Origin of the sequence: Terriglobus tenax, assembly GCF_025685395.1 — a bacterium.
In the GTDB taxonomy this organism is placed as follows: domain Bacteria; phylum Acidobacteriota; class Terriglobia; order Terriglobales; family Acidobacteriaceae; genus Terriglobus; species Terriglobus tenax.
In genome coordinates, this window is record NZ_JAGSYA010000004.1 from 2,380,474 (window position 1) to 2,398,251 (window position 17,778).

Consider the following 17,778-nt stretch of genomic DNA (forward strand, 5'->3'; position numbering starts at 1 on the left):
TCTATCGGTAGAGCGCCTGCTCTTCGATGAACTTAAGTACCCTGGATGGAATGGCCACAGGTCGCTCTCCACGGGCCAGTGCTTCGCGTAGCGCGGTGGCGGAGACAGGCACGTCCACCTCGGCCAGCAGGTGAACCCGCTCGCGCTGCCGTGGCGTAAGCCCCATGGAAGCGATCTTCGAAAGCTCAAATCCCGGGCGCGAAACAACAATCCATTCGGCCAGCTCCAGCAGCCGCTCGGGCTGCTTCCAGCGGAGAAGGTCCAGAAAGCTGTCCGCGCCGACAATGTTCCACCATGCGCAGTCAGGGTGCTCCGCCGCCAGCGCCTGCAACAGGTCAACGGTGTAGTTTGCCTGCCCGTCGCTGCGCGGAGCGTCGGCGTTACTTGCGGAAAAACGCGGATCCATCTCGCAGGTGAGCTGCACCATGGCAAGCCGTTGCGCATAGCTCGCCGAAGGAGGGCGGGACTTCAACGGTTGATGGCCGACAGGCATCCACCAGACAGCATCCAGGGCAAAGGCATCCACGGCAGCGCACGCCACGGCGACGTGACCAATGTGCGGAGGATCGAAGGTTCCACCGAAGATGCCGATGCGCTGCATGGTATGGAGAGTTTATCCGGTGTGGAAGGTTCCCGAAGAAAAGGGGATGGAGCCCGCTACCAGACCCTGCACTTCTCCTCGCGCACCATGGCATTGCCCTTCCTGCAGCTCCATGCCTTTTCAAACTCCGGCATGTTGCTCAGCGGCCCCAGCACGCGCCACTTGCCCAGCGGATGCGGGTCCACCTGCACCTGGCTGCGGGCCGCCTCAGGGCGCACCAGAGCGCCGCGCCACTGTGCCTCTGCCAGGAAGAACTGCTGCTCCGGTGTCAGGCCGTCGACTGTTGGTTCGGGGCCTTTGCCTTCGCGCGATTTTTCATACGCGCGATACGCAAGATTCACACCGCCCAGGTCGCCCAGAGCCTCACCCGTCACCAGTTTGCCGTTGTGGTGGATACCGGGTTCGATGAAGTAGTTGTCATACTGCTGCGTGGTGCATGCGGTCTTTGCCTTGAACTTCTCAAAGTCCTCCGGAGTCCACCACATGGTCAACGATCCATCGGCGGCAAACTGCGCGCCTTCGTCATCCACGCCGTGGCTGATCTCGTGGCCAATTGTCACGCCGATGGCGCCGTAGTTGATGGCGTCCAGCCCCTTCGGATTGAAGCCCGGCGGCTGGAGATAGCCGGCCGGCACCACCACCTCGTTCATCTGCGGATTGTAGTAAGCGTTCATGGTGGGCGGAGTCATCTCCCAGCGGCCACGGTCGAGCGGCCTGCCAATCAGCGCCAGGTCGTCGCGCACCGCAAACGCCTGTGTGGACATCACGTCTCCCAGAAAGCTGGCGCGGCTGATCTTTATGCTGGAGTAGTCCTTCCACTTGTCCGGATAACCCACCTTGATATTCAGCGCGCTCACCTTCTCAAGCGCTTTAGCCTTGGTGGCCGCGGTCATCCAGTCGTTGCTGGTGATGCTCAGCTTCAGCTGCTCCGCAATGTTGACGGCCATCTCGCGCGCACGGGCCTTGGCCTCGGGCGAGAAATACACCTCAACATACTTCTTGCCCAGCGCCTCGCCAAGCTGTGCATCCACCAGGCGGCTGCAACGCTGCCAGCGCGGCCTCTGTTCCTTCACGCCGGTCATCACGGTGCCAAAGAAAGCGAAGTTCTCATCCACAAACGCGGCAGGCAGGTACGCGGCATTGGCATGCAGCACATGCCAGCGAAGGTAGGCCTTCCACTCCGCAACCGAGGTGCCTTTCAGGTCTGCCAGAAATGCAGAGGTCAGCTTCGGCTGGCTAAGATTCAGCTTGCCCGCTGGAACGTTCAGCGCCTTGTACATCGCCGCCCAGTCGAAGCCGGGGTACTGCTTCGCCAGCTCCGCAAACTGCATGGGATGGTCCGTGTTCTTCGGCTCGCGCAGCTCCACGCGCGACAGCCGCGCCTCGGCCAGGCTGGTCTCAATCTTCAGCACGGCATCGGTCGCAGCCTGTGCCTGTGCCTCGCTATAGTCTGCCAGCACAAACATCTTCTGCACATGCGCCATGTACTTCTCGCGGATGGCCTTGTAGCGCGGCTCGTTCCGCAGGTAGTAGTCGCGGTCCGGCAGGCCAAGTCCGCGCAGGCTGATGTCGGCAATCGTATTCAGCGGAGCGTGCGGGTCCTGCGAGGAGCTGATGTTGAGCGGTGCATGAATGCCCACCTTCATCAACTCAATCATCTCCGCCTGCACGGCTCGCGCGTCCTGGAGTGCATCAATCTTTGCCAGTGTGGGCTGCAGCGGCTTAAGTCCCGCGGCGTTCACCGCCGCCTCATCCATGCACGAACCGTAGAAGTCGCCGATCAACTGCTCTGTGCTGCCCGTGGTCTGCTTCTTCGACGAGGCTTCGTCCAGCAACCCGCGCAGCTTGGCGGTGGTCTCTTCCTGCGTAACCGTGCGCAGCGCCCAGCTGGTCTGGATGGCGGGCATGGCATTCTGCTTGCGCCACTGGCCGTTGGCATAGTTATCGAAATCGTCGCAAGGGGAGAGCGACTTATCGATATCCTGCACACGCGCGCCCTGCTGGGCGAAGGTGGAAACGGGCAGTAAGACACAGCTCAGCAATACCGCGGCAAAACGTTTCATGAAAGCTCCTTGATGGGCCAAGGATACCGTCTTCCCCGGCGCCAGGGATACGGTTTTCCTGCTATCCTTGGCTCCCATGAAAATCGCTCTTGCCGCTACGCTCTTCGCTACCTCTGCCCTGGCCCAGTCCACCCTGCTGGTCACCAATCAGACGGACCGCAGCCTGGCTTACATTGACACCGCGACCGGCAAGGTGACCGATACCATTCCGGAGAACGGTGTCACCGGGCATGAGATCACCACATCGCCCGACGGCAAGCTCGCCTACATTCCTATGTACGGCAACGCGGGCGTCGGGAAGCCGGGCACGGACGGTTCGACGATCCAGGTCGTCGACATCGCCTCGCACAAGATTGTTCACACCATTGACCTTGGCCATGGCGTACGACCGCACAAGCCGGTTTATGACACGCATCGCAACGTGCTTTGGGTGAGCACCGAGCTTGACCACAGCATTACGGCCATCGACCCCAAAAGCTACAAGGTGCTCTACTCCGTTCCCACCGGGCAGGCGGAGTCGCACATGTTCGTACTCTCGCCTGACGGCAAGCGCGCCTACACCGCCAATGTCGGTCCTGGCACCGTGTCCGTGCTTGACCTGGATGCGAAGAAGCTGGTCACCATTATTCCCATCTCGAAGAACACGCAGCGCATCACCATTACCAGCGACGGCAAGTACGTCTTCACCTCAGACCAGGAATCTCCCCGTCTGGCAGTGATTGATACAGCGACCAACAAGGTGAAGGAGTATGTCCCGCTGCCCAGTGAAGGTTACGGCGGCGCCATTACCGCTGACGGCAAAACTCTGCTGCTGTGCCAGGTCCATGCCAACAAGCTGGTCTTTCTGGATCTGCCCACCATGAAAGTGACCAAGACCATTGCGGTCGGCGAGTATCCGCAGGCGGTGGTCATTGATCGAGACGGCAAGCACGCCTATGTTTCCAGTCTGCGGTCGGGCACCATTGACGTGATCGACATGGCCACGCGCGAGCCGGTGAAGAGCATCTTCGCGGGCAAGGGCGCTGACGGCATGGTGCTGGTTTCAGCAAAGTGACCGGTGCGTCAGCACGGCTGCTCCTGCTCTGCTAGCCTTTTAGAAGCATGGACGTTACCTGCCACCGGTGCCACCAGTTATTCCCGGGCGATTCAGCCTTCTGCCCGCACTGCGGCGCTGCACAGTTGTATGTCTCGGCCGACCAGGTAGAGGAGCAGGGGATCGCTTCCGTTCTTCCTGCCGCGCAGAGCCTTGCTCGTATTGACTGGCACCGCGCCCTGCTGTCGGCGCTGATGGTTGCCGCGGCGGCGGCGGTTCTATCCGCGCTTGCCGTGCTGGTGCCCGTGCTCAGCGTGGCGCGCTTCCTCTGGATTCTGACGGCGGCCACCACCACGCTCTGGTTCTACCTGAAGCCGGCTCCCAATCGGCCCATGGATGGCGGCATTGGAGCGCGCATCGGCCTGGTTACCGGGCTTGCCATCTCGTTTCTCTCCACGTTTTCTACGGCGCTGTTCATGGTGATTCAGCGGTATGTCCTGCACCGTGGAGACGTCCTGGATACGGCTTTCGCGGCCATGCTCACGGCTCTGGCAGACTTCTACAAAAAACTCGGCATTGACGCGAAGCAACAGTACCTGATCTTCTCCCTGTTGCGCTCGCCCGAGGGGCACGCCGGGCAGATGCTTTCCGAGTTCGCCATGCGCGCCATCTACATCACGTTGTTTCTTGCTTTGATGGGCGGTATCTCCGGCATGATGCGGCGGGGACGCCAGCGCGTGGCCCGGTAGCTGCACCGAAACGGGCGCTCCGGTAAAATACACAAGGCGGTTTCCTACACAGATGTCCTGGTTTAAGCGCGAAGAGAACGAGATCATCAACGAGTCGGAGAAGACGGTCCGCACGGAAGGTCTGTGGATCAAGTGTGACGGCTGCCGTCAGGTGATCTGGAAGGCCGATCTTGAGGCCAATCAGTATGTTTGCCCCAAGTGCGGCAAGCATTTCCGTATCGACGCACGCACGCGCATTGCGATGCTACTGGAGCCGGGCTACGAACTGGTGGACCTGGAACTGCGCTCGACCGATCCGCTGCAGTTCACTGATCTGAAGAAGTACAGCACCCGTCTGGACCAGGCCCGCAAGAAGACCGGCCTGAACGACGCCATCATCAACGCTGTCGGCCAGATGGGTCCGCATAACGTGGTGCTTTCGGTCATGGAGTACGGCTTTATCGGCGGCTCCATGGGTTCCGTCGTGGGTGAGACGATTGCCCGCGCCGTGGACCGCGCCTACGAGACGAAATCGCCTCTGGTCATCGTCTCGGCCTCCGGCGGAGCGCGCATGATGGAAGGCATTGCCAGCCTGATGCAGCTTGCCAAGGTCTCCACTGCGCTGACGCGGCTGGACGAGGCAAAGATCCCCTTCATCTCGCTGATGACCGACCCGACCACGGGCGGCGTCACGGCCAGCTTTGCCATGCTGGGCGACCTGAACATCGCCGAGCCCGGTGCCCTGATCGGTTTTGCCGGCCCGCGCGTTATCGAGCAGACTATCCGCCAGAAGCTTCCCGAAGGCTTCCAGCGCTCCGAGTTCCTGCTGGAGCATGGCTTCCTGGACGCGGTCGTCCCGCGTACCGGCCTGAAGGACTACCTGATCCGCGCCTTCAGTTTTATGAAAACCAGCTAGCCTCTGTCAGTAGGACTTTCGTATCCTTGCGGGACGGTTCCGCCAGTTGGAACCGATCCCCCGCAAAAGGATCTTCCCTCTGATGTCCGTAACTGAAGGCACCTCCAAGGCAGCACTCTGGACCGGTCGCATCCTGGTCTGGATTCCCTCACTCTTCATCCTCTCCGGCGGCATCAACTCCCTGCGTCACGCGCAGATGGTGGTTGAGGGCCTGAAGCAGTTCGGCTTTCCGGAGAGCCTGCTTCCCTTCATGGGCACGGTCGCCCTGCTTGGCGGTTTGATGGCGCTGATCCCTGCCACAGAGGTTGTGGGCGGCATCCTGCTCACCGCCTATCTTGGAGCGGCCGCCATGGCGCACATCCTCGCGCATCAGCCGATGCAGTGGCTTGCTCCGACGGCTTTCGGTATCGCTGTCTGGATCGGGCTTTATCTGAAGGAGCCGCGCCTGCGCACGGTCTTTCCCGTCAAACGGTAGCCTTGGAGGGGCCGGGTGCCCCATCCATCGCGCAGCGATGGGTGGGTGTCTCGCTAGAGCTGCGACCGGTAGCGTTCAATCGCCAGCAGCACCAGCTGCGACCGCGTCCGTACGCCGGTCTTTGAGAACAACTGCTGCAGCGTTGCCTTCACGGCGCTCTCTGAGATGTTGAGCTGCGATGCAATCTCCTTGTTCGCCAGTCCCTGCAGCAGGTAGCGCAGCGTCGTGCGTTCGCGTTCGGTAAACCGCGGAGCGTCCTGCGGTGTGCTGGCGGCAACAATCGTCTGCAGGTACTGCTGATCAATGAGCACGCGCCCCTGCGAGACCTCGAAGATTGCCCTTTGCAGCGACTCGGGCGAGTCCTGCTTATGGAAGATGCCTGAGATGCCAAGCCGGATCAGGGTGAGCGCATCGTTGTCCGGCAGGCCCGCGGTGACCAGCAGAACGCGTCCTTCAAAATCCGTACGCTTCAACTGCTGCATAAAGTCCAGCGCTGTCTGGCTGCCCAGGTCGTAGTCCAGGATCAGTACATCCGGAGCGGCGGTGACGATCTGCTGCAGTGCCGTGGCGGGCGTTCCGCTGTGGCCCGTTATCTCAAAGCGGCTGTCGCTCTCCAGCAGCCGCAGCAGGCCTTCGCGGAAGAGTGCATGGTCGTCCAGGATAAACAGGCGGACGGTCTTTGTACCGGTGGCTGTGCTCACTGCGCTTCTACCTCCTGTGGCTGGTCCAGTTCGATGCTACGCGAACCCGCAAAGCGCAGGGTTATCTCAAAGGTCACGCCGGTAACGGTAGGTACATGCTGCAGCTCGCCTCCAAAGTTTTTGACCATGGCGCGCGCCACATACAGGCCAAGCCCGGTGCCGTTGGTCGACGCCGTGCGAAAAGGCTGGAACAGCGCCGACGGATCGGCAATGGCGGGCCCGTTGTTGGAGATCCGCAGAACGGCGCGGCCCTTGCGGTCAAAGGCGCGAATCGCCAGCTGCGGAGCCTCGATCTGCTCCGAGGCGCGCAGGGCATTCTGTGTCAGGTTCAGCAGCACCTGCAGCAGTCCATCGCGCTCGGCCTGCACGCTGGGAAAGTTCACGGGGACATGCCACTCCAGCGTGCCGCCAATCTCTTCCCAGTCCTGCCCGATGATGACGCGAAGCTCATCGGCCAGCGCCGCCAGGGACACCGGCGGATGCTGCGTACGCGCCTGGTTGCGCAGGTCAAACGAGGCCATGTTGCTCAGGCCGGAGACAAGGTTCTTCAGCGCGTCGAAGTCCGCATCCCCCGTCAGGTTCCTGTGCCGCTCCAGGTTGGACGACACCACCGCAATCGCCGAGCACAGGTTGCGAATCTCATGCGAGACAGCTCCTGCCAGCACGCGATTGTGCTGGGTCAGTTGCTCGAAGTGGGCCTGCTCGCGTTCCCGTACGTCGTTGGAGTTGTCCACGAGAATGGCCGCAAGCCTGCGGCTGTCCGCATCGCCGTAAATGGAGAACCACGCGCTGGCCGGAAAGTGCGTTCCATCCGCGCGGGCCGCCCAGGTGCTGGTGTTGGTGCGTATGCGGCCAAGGTCAGACGGCAGCCGCAGAGCTTCATCGAAGAAACTGACAAAGTCGCGGATAGGCCGCTGCGTCAGCGACTCGTGCTCGCTCAGGCCGAACATCTCATGTGCCGCATGGTTGGCGGCAAGAATGCGGCCATCGGCAGACAGTGTCAGGATCGCGGCCGGGCTGCTTTCGGCCATCAGGCGAAGCTGCTCTTCGGCGCGGCGGCGCAGCTTCTGCTCAAAGCGGATGCGTGCATAGTGCAGCAGAACCACCCGGCGCGAGTCGTTGATCTGGTAGATCAGCAGGCCGCAGCCGGTATAGGCAATGGTGGCCATGCAGAAACGAAGGATGTGTTCCAGGTGCGTTTCATCCGCGGTAAACAGGCCGCGTGTCCATGCACAGAAGATAGCCGCCGCCACAATCTGCCAGCGGTTCAGCACGGTGGCGGCCACAATCACCGGGAAGATGTACAGGATGCCGAGCGAGAAGTCGAAGTCGTAGACCCATTCCAGCGCCGCCAGCAGGGCCACCACCGTCGCGGCCAGCGTGAGCATGTGCCGGCGGCTGGAGGCAAAGCCGCGGATCCGGTTACTGATGCGGATGCGGCGTCTTCTTCTACGGCGTGCTGCGGCGGTAGGCATGGCGTACTTCCATTAGACGCCAGCATATCCGCGGACGAGCCCCCTCGCTATCAAAAGATAGCCTCGCCCTCTATCCCGTGATGCGTGCAAAAGAGTACCGGAAGGATAGGGCGGGATAGCGCGCGATCTTGAGTCAAATCGAGCAATAGAGAGGAAACACATCCTTCCATGATTGTTCGTGATCGACTTCCACTGAAGAGGATCTGGCCGCAGGCCTGGCGCCGCCTGCTGATCCTGTTGTTCTTCGACTGCACGGTCGCCATCGTCTACACGGTCTTCCATCACCACTGGATGTCTCTGGATGGCTTGCCCGTGGCTCCGCTGGCCTCGGCGCTCACCATCTTCCTTGCCTTCCGCACCAACTCGGCTTATGGCCGCTGGTGGGAGGCGCGTTCCTTGTGGGGATCGCTGGTCAACACCTCGCGCGCGCTCGGCCGCCAGTTCCTGACCATGCTGGACGATGAGCTGGAACCGGAAGACCGCATCCCGCTGCGCAATCAGTTGGTGCTGCACCAGATTGCGTTCCCGCACGTGCTTCGCTGCCACCTGCGCAAACAGACGCCCTTCCCCGAACTGCAGTCCATTCTTGGCAAAGAGATTGCCGATGAGCTGCGCCAGTACAAGAACGTTCCGGCCGCCCTTCTGGTACGCATGGGCCGGCTGCTGAAGCAGGCCCGCAATGAGGGCATGATTGACAGCTTCCGCTGGACGGCCATCGACGAGAACCTGACCACGCTGGCCAATATCCAGGGCGCCTGCGAGCGCATCAAGAACACGCCGCTGCCCCGCCAGTTCGACTACATGCCAAGCCTGTTGGTCAGCATCTTCTGCTGGCTGCTGCCGCTGGCCCTGGTGGAGAACCTGGAGCTGCTGACCCCGGTCGCCAGCACGCTGATCAGCTTTACGTTTATCGCGGCTGACCTGATGAGCAAAGAGATCTCTAACCCATTCGAGAACACCATTCACGACACGCCGATGACCGCCCTGTCGCGGACGATTGAACTGAACCTGCGCGAGCAGATGGGCGAGGTTCACCAGCTGCCCAGCGAGCAGCGCAAGAAGCTGGGCGACCTGCAACCGGTCGATGGAATTGTTTTCTAAAGGAGTATGGCGATGCTGCAAAACACGAGACACATCATCTTCGCTACCAATTTTTCTGATGCTTGCCACGCGGCTGTTCCTGCCGTGGCGCGCTGGGTGGACATGCTCCAGTGCAAGCTGACCCTGCTGCACGTGTACAACGCGGATCGCATGCTGTATCGCGATGCCAACACGCAGTTGCAATCGTTTTTCGCCGAAGCCGATAACTATCCTCAATGCCAGCGGGTGTTGATGAGCGGAAATCCGGCGGAGGGTATCGCGGAGTTTTGCCAGAGACACCGCGATGCCCTACTTGTATTGCCCCCCAGCGACCAGTCCGGCCTTCCCCGCCCCTGGCACCGCTCCATGCGCGCGCGCATGATTCAAACCCTGCCTATCCCGGTCTGGACCCTGGGACGCACCATGGTCGGCGGAACTCCGCCGGCAACCATGGACCGCCATCTCGGGGTGTGGGTCAGCAGCCCGGAAGAAGGTCTTGCGCACGTCCGCCAGGCCGCACAGTATGCCTCGCAGACCGGCTCCACGCTGCACCTGCTGCACGTGGTGCCCGATGTGAATGAAGGCTCGCTGGCACATACCCTGCGGACCAAGGCTCCCCTGGGCGAAGAGTACGCCGAGGACTGGCTGACGCAGGTCGCCTCCAGCCTGGACATCGCTCAGCGCGTCGAGATTCACGTCGGCCAGGGCAAGGCACGCCGCGAGCTGCCGCGCCTGATCCGTACCAGTGGCGTGGAGATGTTGATGGTCAGCCAGGGGGCCGCCGTCGAACGCGGCGTCTTCCGCTCCGAGGTCAGCTCCATCTTTCGCGAGTGCTGCTCGGGCATTGTCAGCGTGCCGCTGGCCACGCACGGCCTCACCGTCACCGCACCGGCACCGGTGCTGGAAGAGGTCGCCTAAGAGGGTTTTACTTGGGAACCTCTCGAACCCACCCCGCCCCCCTCGCATCAGCGGGGGGCGGGATTTTTTCTTTGCGGTGATTTTTTTGCCGGAGAGCTTTAGCCAGAGATAAAAGGGCTTAGCCCCGGTTCTTGTCATAAAGAACCCGGGGCTTGAGCCCTCTTCGTCACGCGCTCTTTCAGTGGCTTGAAGGGCCACTGCTTAATCTGTTTGAAAGCTAAAGCTCTCAAACACCGGCTTCCAGGGAGAAGCGACTGGAAGACACCCTTAGAGAAGCGCCAGCTTCAGGGTGACGACCGAGATCAGTGCCTGCGTCAGCAGTACGGTTCCGGCCAGTACCAGGAACAGCTTGCGGTACTTTGTTTCCAGCGCATCGGCAAACACGCCGCCGGTAAAGGTCAGCAGAAACGGTACGGCCCACAGCCAGGGCTCGGAACGTACGCCGGTGGAGGCAAGCGGCAGCAGAAGGAGCGCCACCAGCAGCGGCACCGTGTTGCCAAAGTAGCGTGAGCGCCGCACGGTCGCCCACAGCACCAGCGCCACCAGCAGCGCAATCTCAAGCGCGGCGTTCTCCATCCAGTTGCCAAAGAAGAGCGACAGGCCCTGCAGCGAAAACCAGAAACGCGCCGCGCCCGCCGTGAAGACATAGCTGAACGGGCCGATGCGGAAGGCGAAGAAGGCGAAGACAATCGCCATCGCACCGGCGCCCGCCAGAACCATGGCCTGCATCACGTTGCCGCGGCGGCGTTCGCCCAGGTACAGCATCAGCACAAACGAGACCAGGAAGCCGAAGATGGCGGCCAGAATATGCGCGGTCGCCGTCAGTCCAAGCGCCAGCGTCAGCAGCAGAATACGTGGCTTCCACTTATGCCGCGGACCCTGCATGGCATGCGCCACGCCAATGCTGGTGTAGATCAGCCCGAACAGGCCCCACGCCGCCAGAATCTCGTTGTTCGGCGTGGTGGAGGCGCGCAGAATCTCCGGGCAGAAGGTATACAGGCCCAGTGCGAAAAAACCGCCTTCATTGCCGAACAGGCGGCGGGCTACCCACCACAGAGCTCCGCCCAGCCACAGGCCAAAGCCCAGGAAAGGCAGGCGCAGCAGCCAGTTCACATAGGAGAGCTGGTGGCGCGATTCCCACGTGGAACCATTCAGCGTATCGCCGGGATACAGGCGGTCTTCCGGCTTGCGGAAGTGGTCGACCGTCAGCAGGGCCCAGCGCTGGACGGAGAGCGGCAGACCGGCGGCGCGGTAGGCAAAGGTGCCATCGCCCTGCATGTTGCCGCAGGAGGTGAAGTAACCCAGCAGCGGCGACGGACGCTCCCACATCTCGCGCCCGCAGCGGGCGTAGCGATAGTCGGTCTCGGTCAGCGGGGCATGGGCAATGCGGTACAGCCCCTGCACGAAGAAGACAAGCAACAGCAGCGCAGCCAGTTGCTGCGGACGTCCAAAATGAATACGTGGCAGGGTCATTGCGATGGCGTCCCCAGGCCCGTTTCCGGGGTTCCGGGACTGCTTTGAGTGTATCGTGAAGGGGTATGGATTCCGTTTCGTTCCGCCCAGGCAAGGCCTATCTCTCCTCGCTTTCCCCCACCGTCCCCTGGGCAGTAATCTTTGAAGATGAAGGCGACACGGCGTATTTCTACGCCGTCGACACGCGTTTTGGCGACTCCGATGAGCGCATCCAGGACGCCATGCTGATCTACAACGTGAAGCACATCCCCGACGCTGAGCGCGAACACCTGGCCAGCATCGTCTGGTCGCCGGACGGCCTGAAAGCCGTGCTCTACCTGAACGGCTACGCCCACGCCATCGCGGACTTCGGCCAGCGCTGCGGCTACTGCCGTACCAACTTCCCCAACTTCATGGAAGGCCAGCAGAGCAGTTGGCGCAGCAGCAGCCATGCATGGAGCGACGAGCTTCTGCAGCAGTTCGAGGCTGCCCTGTACAACTAGCGTTACCTGTCTCCGGGGAAATAGACGCGTTACACTTGGATTCCCCAAAAATTAGGGAGATGGGCCATGACTGCATTCTTCAGAAATATTGAGATGGTGTTGAACCTGATGAGCCTACCGGTCATCGTGCTGGTGCACCTGTTCCTCAGCCCTCATTTCAGCAACCCCTGGAAGATGACCGCCGTGGCCGCCATGGCCGTGGCCCTGCTGCATGGCTCGCTCGGCTGGCTGGTACGCCGCCGCCAGCGCTCCGTCCGCGACCAGATTCTTGGCCGCATGTACACAACGCTGGCCGGCGTCCGCAACCCGGCAGATTCCACTGAGATGGCGGAACGCATGCGCATCGCCCTGGCCCAGCTTCCCCTGCTGCGCCGCGAGCCCCTGGGAGAGGTGGAAGAGGGTGAGCTCCGCACCTTCCCGCAACAGGAAAGGGCATGATCTCGCCCGAGAACAAGACTGTTGCCATCGCCCTGTTCTCTCTGCTGGCGGTGCTGATTTGCGCGAAGCTGGCGCTCTGGCCCTGGGTCATCCGTCGAAGGACGCACCGTTATCGCGGCATCGCAAAACGGTAGCTGATGGGAAGGCCGGGAGTCTATCTGGCACCATGCAGCGCCAGCCGCATGGTGACTGTCTGCGGAGCCGCCAGCGTCAGCACGCCGGTGCGTCCCGCATCGATGGACCGGTCCAGCAGGTTCTGCACGGCGACTGACGCCGTAAACCGCCGCGCGAAGTCGCGTTCGGCCTGCACATCAAACCGTACATAGCTTCCCAGCTTCAGCGTATTCAGCGTGTCGTCGTACTGGCGGCCGCTGGCATAGGCAATCACGTTCAGCCGGCCAATGTGGCGGCTCTCTGCCTGGGTGGTCAATGTGAAGGAGTGGCGTGGCACCTGCGGCGCCCACTTGTTGACAAGCTGCGGCTGCTGATCGAAACGCGTCACGGTGGCCACTGCAAGCTGGTAGGCCCCGGTAATCACCAGCGGGCGGATCGGATGCACGCGTGTCTCGATCATCATGCCGCGGCTGCGAAGCTGACCCGCGTTGAAGCGTTTGTCCGTCGTGGCGCTGGAGGTCTGTGTCTGGATCACGGTCGTAATCGGCCGGTTCACCATCGTCCAGAAGCCCGAGGCGCGCACCTGGATATCGTGTGCCAGCGTCATATTGCCGCCCAGCTCAAATCCGGTCGCACGCTCCGAACGCAGATCCGGGTTGGCCAGCGTCGTGGTGGTTCCCACCGTGCTGGTGCGGTACAGCTCGTTCAGCGTGGCTCCACGGAAGGCGCGGAAGACGGACCCCGTCAGCGAAACGCCACGTCCGATATCCCGCACCACGCCCAGCCGCGGGCTGAAGACATTCTCATCGCGTCCGGTCAGCGCAACGGCAGGCGTTGAGATCTGTCGCGGGTCAAGGATGGAGAAGCGGTCATAGCGGCCCGAAAGCTGGATGGTCCAGTGCCGCGGCTGCCATACTCCCAGGCCATACACTCCGGTGTCGCGCTGCCGCGCGCGGGTATTGGTCTGCGGCTGCGGAACGTTCAATGCGTTGTACGGTGTCTCAATGTTGGTCGCGCGAATGTCCCGCATGTCCGACCCGAGGGCAATTGTTACCGGAGCCCCCGCGAATCCCCGCGCCCACTGCGTGGCATAGCCGCGCTCCTCTGAAGGAACCTTCTGCGTGCGCACCACGCGCTCTGAACTGCGTGCTGCTCCGCCCAGCACCGTGCTGAAGCTCTGGCGATAATTCTCCTCTGACCCATACAGCCGCAGGAAGGCTCGGCCATAGTCGGCTGAGTTCCAGTCGCCGCCCGCCGCATAGCGCCATATGCGCGTGGCGTTGGTCGTCAGCGGCGTGCCGTTGCCGCGATTCTCATTCAGCAGGTTGCCACGCAGAAAGCCGTCCAGCTCCTTGGTGAAACGGTGCCGCAGTTCCGTGCGCCCGCTCTGCCAGTGCACAAACGCAGGCACATCCACCGGTCCGCGCGCAGCAGGAGCGGTAAGCTTATAGCCATCGGTCTGGAACAGCGTGATCGCGCCCAGGCCGCTCCACGGGCCACTGGCTGCGGTCAGCAGGCCATCGCCGTTAAGCGTGTTCAGCCCGCCGCCTTCCAGCGAAGCTCCATAGCGCAGCGGCCCAGCCTCTTCCGGAGTCACGTTGATCGCTCCGCCGATCGCAGAGGAGCCGTACAGGTCCGAAGCTCCGCCGCGCATCAGGTCCACCTGGCGCAGCGCCAGCCGCGGCACTTCGTTCCAGTGCACCCAGCCGCCAAAGGCGTCGTTCAGCGGCACCTGGTCGCTCAGCACCAGCGTGCGCGAGGCCGCCGTCGATCCAAGTCCGCGCAGCGAAATACCCTGCGAGGTGGGGTTCGCCACCCACGATGAGGTGCGGCGGAAGAGCTGAAAGCCAGCCACCTGCTTCAAACGGTCATCCAGCGTAAAGCCGGGTGTGCGGTTCAGGTCTTCGTCTGAGAGCACACGTACGCTCGATGCGCCGGCATCCAGCGTCAGCGCCTGGCGCGATGCTGTTACCGTCACCTGCTCATTCACAGCAGGCCGCGACGGCGGCTGCTGGGCTGCGGGCTGGGGTGCTGCGGTTTGCGAAAAGACCGGGGCAGAGACACAAAGGACTGCAACGGCTGCGGCATGCCGGACGTGCTTCATGCCAACGATCATGGCATAGCGAAGATACGTTTGGCTCGTCCTTACTGGCGAAAGAAGGTTTCGACGCGAGAGAATAATCACCATGGCTGTACCTGCACATGTGCGCATGGATAAATGGCTGTGGGCGGCCCGTTTCTTCAAGACCCGGTCGATCGCCGTCAAGGCCTGCGACCTCGGCCGCGTTCTTCTCAACGGACAGAACGCCAAGCCCTCCCGCGAGGTAAAACCCGGCGACCGGCTGCGGATCACCAACGACGGCGGCACCTTTGAGGTGAACGTACTCGCCCTCAGTGAGATCCGGGGCCCTGCCGCCGCCGCGCAGGCGCTCTACCAGGAGAGCGAAGAGAGCAAGGCCGCGCGCGCCCTGGTGGCAGAGGCTCGCAAGTCCATGCCCGTCTTCGAGTTCGAGCACGAAGGACGGCCCTCCAAGCGCGACCGCCGTCAGTTAAGCAAACTGCGCGGAAGGTAGAATAAATTCCGCATGGTTACCCGCAAAGCAACGCTCACACCCAAGGAATTCGCGCGCATTGGCCGCGCCCTGGCAGAGCCGCGCCGCGTGCAGATGCTGAAGGACCTGGCCGCCCGCGAAAGCTGCATGACCTGTGGCGAACTGCAGGAGACGCAGAACATCACGCCGCCCACCCTCTCCCACCACATCAAGGAGCTGGAGGTCGCCGGCCTGATCGAGGTCCGCCGCGAAGGCCGCTGCGGCTACCTCTCCGTCAACCGCGATGTGCTGAAGGCCTACCTCGACGAACTCTCGCAGATTTAGAGTCGCCGAGATGTTCCGCGGAATGCTTCTCGGGCCCTGGGAAGCCACATCGTTGGAAACAAGCAAGCTTTAAAAGCAGACGTCCTCCGCATTTAATGCATCGCCCCCGAGGATCGCCGCGTCTGCTTAAGTACTTCGATGACCGTCGAAGTACTTAAGGCGAATCCATTCTCCGCGCCAGCGCCCGGCGGCCATCCCTCATGCGGCCACGGGCGCTTTTTTGTTGCTTGTCATCCGGATGCTTCTGTCGTGCAGAAACAACAACGGCCACCCCGAAGGATGGCCGTTGCTTGTTTTTACTGCGGAAGCGAGGGTTACTCGCGCTCCGAGCGCTTCCAGTTGATCAGGTCGCCCAGCGTGGTGCCGGAGGAGGAGGTGGAGCTGGAGGAAGAAGCTGCCTTCTTGTAGCTCTCGACCTCGTCGCGGCTGGCATCTTCGCCGATACCGCGCAGGCTCAGGCCAACCTTCTTCTCTTCCGGGCTCATCTTGACGATCTTGAACTCCTTCTCGTCACCGATGTCCATCTTCACCGGCGCGCCGATGTCGTCGACCATCTCAGAGATGTGGCACAGACCTTCAACACCTTCGGCGATCTCAACAAACGCGCCGAACTGCGCGGTGCGGAGGATCTTGCCCTTCACCACATCACCGGTACGGTGCTGCGCGAAGAAGGTATCCCAGACGTCCGGCTCCAGCTGCTTGATGCCCAGCGACAGGCGGCGGTTCTCAGGCTCAACACCCAGAACAACAGCCTTCACCTTCTCGCCCTTCTTCAGGACTTCCGAAGGATGCTTCACGCGCTTGGTCCAGCTCAGGTTCGATACGTGGACCAGGCCGTCGATGCCGTCTTCAATCTCGATGAAGGCGCCGAAGTCGGTCAGGTTGCGGACGCGGCCTTCCACGGTCGAACCGACCGGGAACTTGTCGTCCAGCTGCTCCCACGGATTCTCCTGCAGCTGCTTCATGCCCAGCGAGATGCGGCGGTCGCTCGGATTCACCTGCAGAATGATGGTGTCCACTTCGTCGCCAGGTTTAACCAGCTTCGAGGGGTGCTTCAGACGCTTGGACCAGCTCATCTCACTGACGTGGACCAGGCCTTCGATGCCCTGCTCCAGCTCAACGAACGCGCCGTAGTCGGTTACCGAGAGAACGCGGCCACGAACCTGCGCGCCAATCGGGTAACGCTCCACAGCGTCGAGCCACGGGTCAGGTGTCAGCTGCTTGAAGCCGAGCGAAACGCGCTGCTTGTCCTTGTCGAACTTCAGAACCTTTACCTGGATCTCGTCGCCAACCTGGACCAGGTCGCGCGGATGCGTCAGGCGGCCCCAGCTCATGTCGGTGATGTGCAGCAGGCCGTCCAGACCGGACAGGTCGACAAACGCGCCGTAATCGGTCAGGTTCTTCACCACGCCGGTCAGCACCGCGCCCTCTTCCAGGGTCTCCAGGGTCAGCGACTTCTTGCTGTTCTGCTCTTCTTCCAGGATCTCCTTGCGGGAGACAACCACATTGCCGCGCTTCTTGTTCAGCTTGATGACGCGGATGTCGATCGGCTGGCCAACATAGGCGTCCAGGTTACGGACAGGGCGGATCTCAACCTGAGAGCCAGGGAGGAATGCCTTGATGCCGATGTCGACGGTCAGGCCACCCTTCACGCGGCCAAGAACGGTGCCGGTGACGATTGCCTTGTCGTTGCAGGCCTTCTCGAGCTCGTCCCAAACGCGCAGGCGCTGGGCCTTCTCGTAGCTGGCCAGATATCCGCCCTCGGGCTCCTCGCGCTCGACGACCACATCCACCGTATCGCCCACCTGGAACTTCGGTGCGCCGGTGTGATCCACAACCTGATCCAGCGGAATCAGGCCCTCGGACTTCAGTCCGATGTCCACAACCACGTGCTTATCGGTGATCTTGACCACCGTGCCCGTTGTAATGGTGTCGTCGGACATAACCGACTGAGCTGCTTCCTTCTCGGCTGCCTGCTCGCGATCAAAGCTCTCGAGCGCGGTCGCGAAGTCTGCCATGTCGTAATCGACATCGTCGGCTTCATCAGCGTTGGTGGTGTGCGTGGTGTCGGTGGCGGCCGCAACGGCGGTCGTCTCTTCAGGTACGAGGGTTTCCAGTTCGGTGTTCAGGGTTTTGCTCTCTGTTAAAGGATTTTGGGATTCAGCCATTGGACGAGTTTGGGATTCCACCATTGGACGAAGACTCCCGAGGCCAGGATTCACTCGCTCTGCCGATTTCTGGCAAGCCATCAAGTCGGCTCACGTTTTTTCGTGTCCGGCTCAACTACTTGTCACACTTCCCAATGGGAGGCTCGGCAGGCAGGAGCAAATCAGTTGTTGCAGGGTCCCCCCGCTGGTCTCGTAGAGCAGAGGGGCTCGACTTCTATGGTAGCAACGTGGATAACG

The 17,778-nt window shown here is 61.9% G+C and carries 18 protein-coding genes; 11 read left to right on the plus strand and 7 right to left on the minus strand.

What is annotated here, in order from left to right; translation table 11 throughout:
• Position 1: 1 nt before the first annotated feature.
• Together nadD and OHL13_RS15605 are read right to left on the minus strand one after the other, a co-directional pair.
• A complete protein-coding gene (gene nadD, locus OHL13_RS15600) occupies positions 2-601 on the minus strand; it encodes a nicotinate (nicotinamide) nucleotide adenylyltransferase (protein ID WP_263411052.1) in 600 nt (199 codons plus the stop codon).
• 56 nt (positions 602-657) lie between these two features.
• Complete coding sequence (locus OHL13_RS15605; protein WP_263411053.1) at positions 658-2,664, minus strand: M13 family metallopeptidase; 2,007 nt, start codon at positions 2,662-2,664, stop codon at positions 658-660.
• Positions 2,665-2,740: 76 nt separating this feature from the next.
• Here OHL13_RS15605 and OHL13_RS15610 point away from each other — a divergent pair, with 76 nt between their 5' ends.
• The 4 genes from OHL13_RS15610 to OHL13_RS15625 all read left to right on the plus strand — a co-directional run bounded on the left by OHL13_RS15610 (position 2,741) and on the right by OHL13_RS15625 (position 5,816).
• Positions 2,741-3,718, plus strand: a complete 978-nt coding sequence (locus tag OHL13_RS15610; RefSeq protein WP_263411054.1) for a cytochrome D1 domain-containing protein — start codon at positions 2,741-2,743, stop codon at positions 3,716-3,718.
• A gap of 47 nt (positions 3,719-3,765) precedes the next feature.
• Positions 3,766-4,446 carry a hypothetical protein gene (locus OHL13_RS15615; RefSeq protein ID WP_263411055.1) on the plus strand — a complete coding sequence of 227 codons (681 nt, stop codon included), beginning with the start codon at positions 3,766-3,768 and terminating at the stop codon, positions 4,444-4,446.
• 52 nt (positions 4,447-4,498) lie between these two features.
• Entirely contained in the window at positions 4,499-5,341 is an 843-nt protein-coding gene (gene accD, locus OHL13_RS15620; protein WP_263411056.1) for an acetyl-CoA carboxylase, carboxyltransferase subunit beta, read from the plus strand.
• A gap of 82 nt (positions 5,342-5,423) precedes the next feature.
• Positions 5,424-5,816, plus strand: a complete 393-nt coding sequence (locus tag OHL13_RS15625) for a DoxX family protein (protein ID WP_263411057.1) — start codon at positions 5,424-5,426, stop codon at positions 5,814-5,816.
• A 53-nt stretch (positions 5,817-5,869) separates the two neighbouring features.
• On the opposite strand, the gene OHL13_RS15630 is transcribed toward OHL13_RS15625, so the two are convergent.
• Both OHL13_RS15630 and OHL13_RS15635 read right to left on the minus strand, forming a co-directional pair.
• On the minus strand, positions 5,870-6,517 hold the full coding sequence (locus OHL13_RS15630) for a response regulator transcription factor (protein WP_263411058.1): 648 nt from the start codon (positions 6,515-6,517) through the stop codon (positions 5,870-5,872).
• The gene (locus tag OHL13_RS15635; protein ID WP_263411059.1) at positions 6,514-7,992 is read right to left on the minus strand and encodes an ATP-binding protein; all 1,479 of its coding nucleotides are present in this window, start codon (positions 7,990-7,992) and stop codon (positions 6,514-6,516) included. Before OHL13_RS15635 ends, OHL13_RS15630 begins: the two co-directional genes overlap by 4 nt.
• 168 nt (positions 7,993-8,160) lie before the next feature.
• On the opposite strand from OHL13_RS15635, the gene OHL13_RS15640 reads away from it, so the two are divergent.
• Complete coding sequence (locus OHL13_RS15640; RefSeq protein WP_263411060.1) at positions 8,161-9,093, plus strand: bestrophin family protein; 933 nt, start codon at positions 8,161-8,163, stop codon at positions 9,091-9,093.
• 6 nt (positions 9,094-9,099) lie between these two features.
• Positions 9,100-9,990 carry a universal stress protein gene (locus tag OHL13_RS15645; RefSeq protein WP_263411061.1) on the plus strand — a complete coding sequence of 297 codons (891 nt, stop codon included), beginning with the start codon at positions 9,100-9,102 and terminating at the stop codon, positions 9,988-9,990.
• A gap of 267 nt (positions 9,991-10,257) precedes the next feature.
• On the opposite strand, the gene OHL13_RS15650 is transcribed toward OHL13_RS15645, so the two are convergent.
• On the minus strand, positions 10,258-11,463 hold the full coding sequence (locus OHL13_RS15650) for a hypothetical protein (RefSeq protein WP_263411062.1): 1,206 nt from the start codon (positions 11,461-11,463) through the stop codon (positions 10,258-10,260).
• Positions 11,464-11,528: 65 nt separating this feature from the next.
• On the opposite strand from OHL13_RS15650, the gene OHL13_RS15655 reads away from it, so the two are divergent.
• The 3 genes from OHL13_RS15655 to OHL13_RS15665 all read left to right on the plus strand — a co-directional run bounded on the left by OHL13_RS15655 (position 11,529) and on the right by OHL13_RS15665 (position 12,517).
• Entirely contained in the window at positions 11,529-11,945 is a 417-nt protein-coding gene (locus OHL13_RS15655) for a DUF2251 domain-containing protein (RefSeq protein WP_263411063.1), read from the plus strand.
• A gap of 66 nt (positions 11,946-12,011) precedes the next feature.
• Positions 12,012-12,383 (plus strand): hypothetical protein, encoded by a 372-nt coding sequence (locus OHL13_RS15660; protein ID WP_263411064.1) that lies wholly within the window; start codon positions 12,012-12,014, stop codon positions 12,381-12,383.
• Positions 12,380-12,517: a hypothetical protein gene (locus OHL13_RS15665; protein ID WP_263411065.1), complete on the plus strand. Its 138-nt coding sequence runs from the start codon at positions 12,380-12,382 to the stop codon at positions 12,515-12,517. Before OHL13_RS15660 ends, OHL13_RS15665 begins: the two co-directional genes overlap by 4 nt.
• Before the next feature lie 20 nt (positions 12,518-12,537).
• Here OHL13_RS15665 and OHL13_RS15670 read toward each other — a convergent pair whose 3' ends face one another.
• Complete coding sequence (locus tag OHL13_RS15670) at positions 12,538-14,601, minus strand: TonB-dependent receptor (RefSeq protein WP_263411066.1); 2,064 nt, start codon at positions 14,599-14,601, stop codon at positions 12,538-12,540.
• An 82-nt stretch (positions 14,602-14,683) separates the two neighbouring features.
• Between OHL13_RS15670 and OHL13_RS15675 the strand changes: the two genes are divergently transcribed.
• Positions 14,684-15,070 (plus strand): RNA-binding S4 domain-containing protein, encoded by a 387-nt coding sequence (locus OHL13_RS15675; protein WP_263411067.1) that lies wholly within the window; start codon positions 14,684-14,686, stop codon positions 15,068-15,070.
• A gap of 12 nt (positions 15,071-15,082) precedes the next feature.
• Positions 15,083-15,373 (plus strand): ArsR/SmtB family transcription factor, encoded by a 291-nt coding sequence (locus tag OHL13_RS15680; RefSeq protein WP_263411068.1) that lies wholly within the window; start codon positions 15,083-15,085, stop codon positions 15,371-15,373.
• A gap of 314 nt (positions 15,374-15,687) precedes the next feature.
• Here OHL13_RS15680 and OHL13_RS15685 read toward each other — a convergent pair whose 3' ends face one another.
• On the minus strand, positions 15,688-17,541 hold the full coding sequence (locus OHL13_RS15685) for a 30S ribosomal protein S1 (RefSeq protein ID WP_263411069.1): 1,854 nt from the start codon (positions 17,539-17,541) through the stop codon (positions 15,688-15,690).
• Between the last annotated feature and the right edge of the window lie 237 nt (positions 17,542-17,778).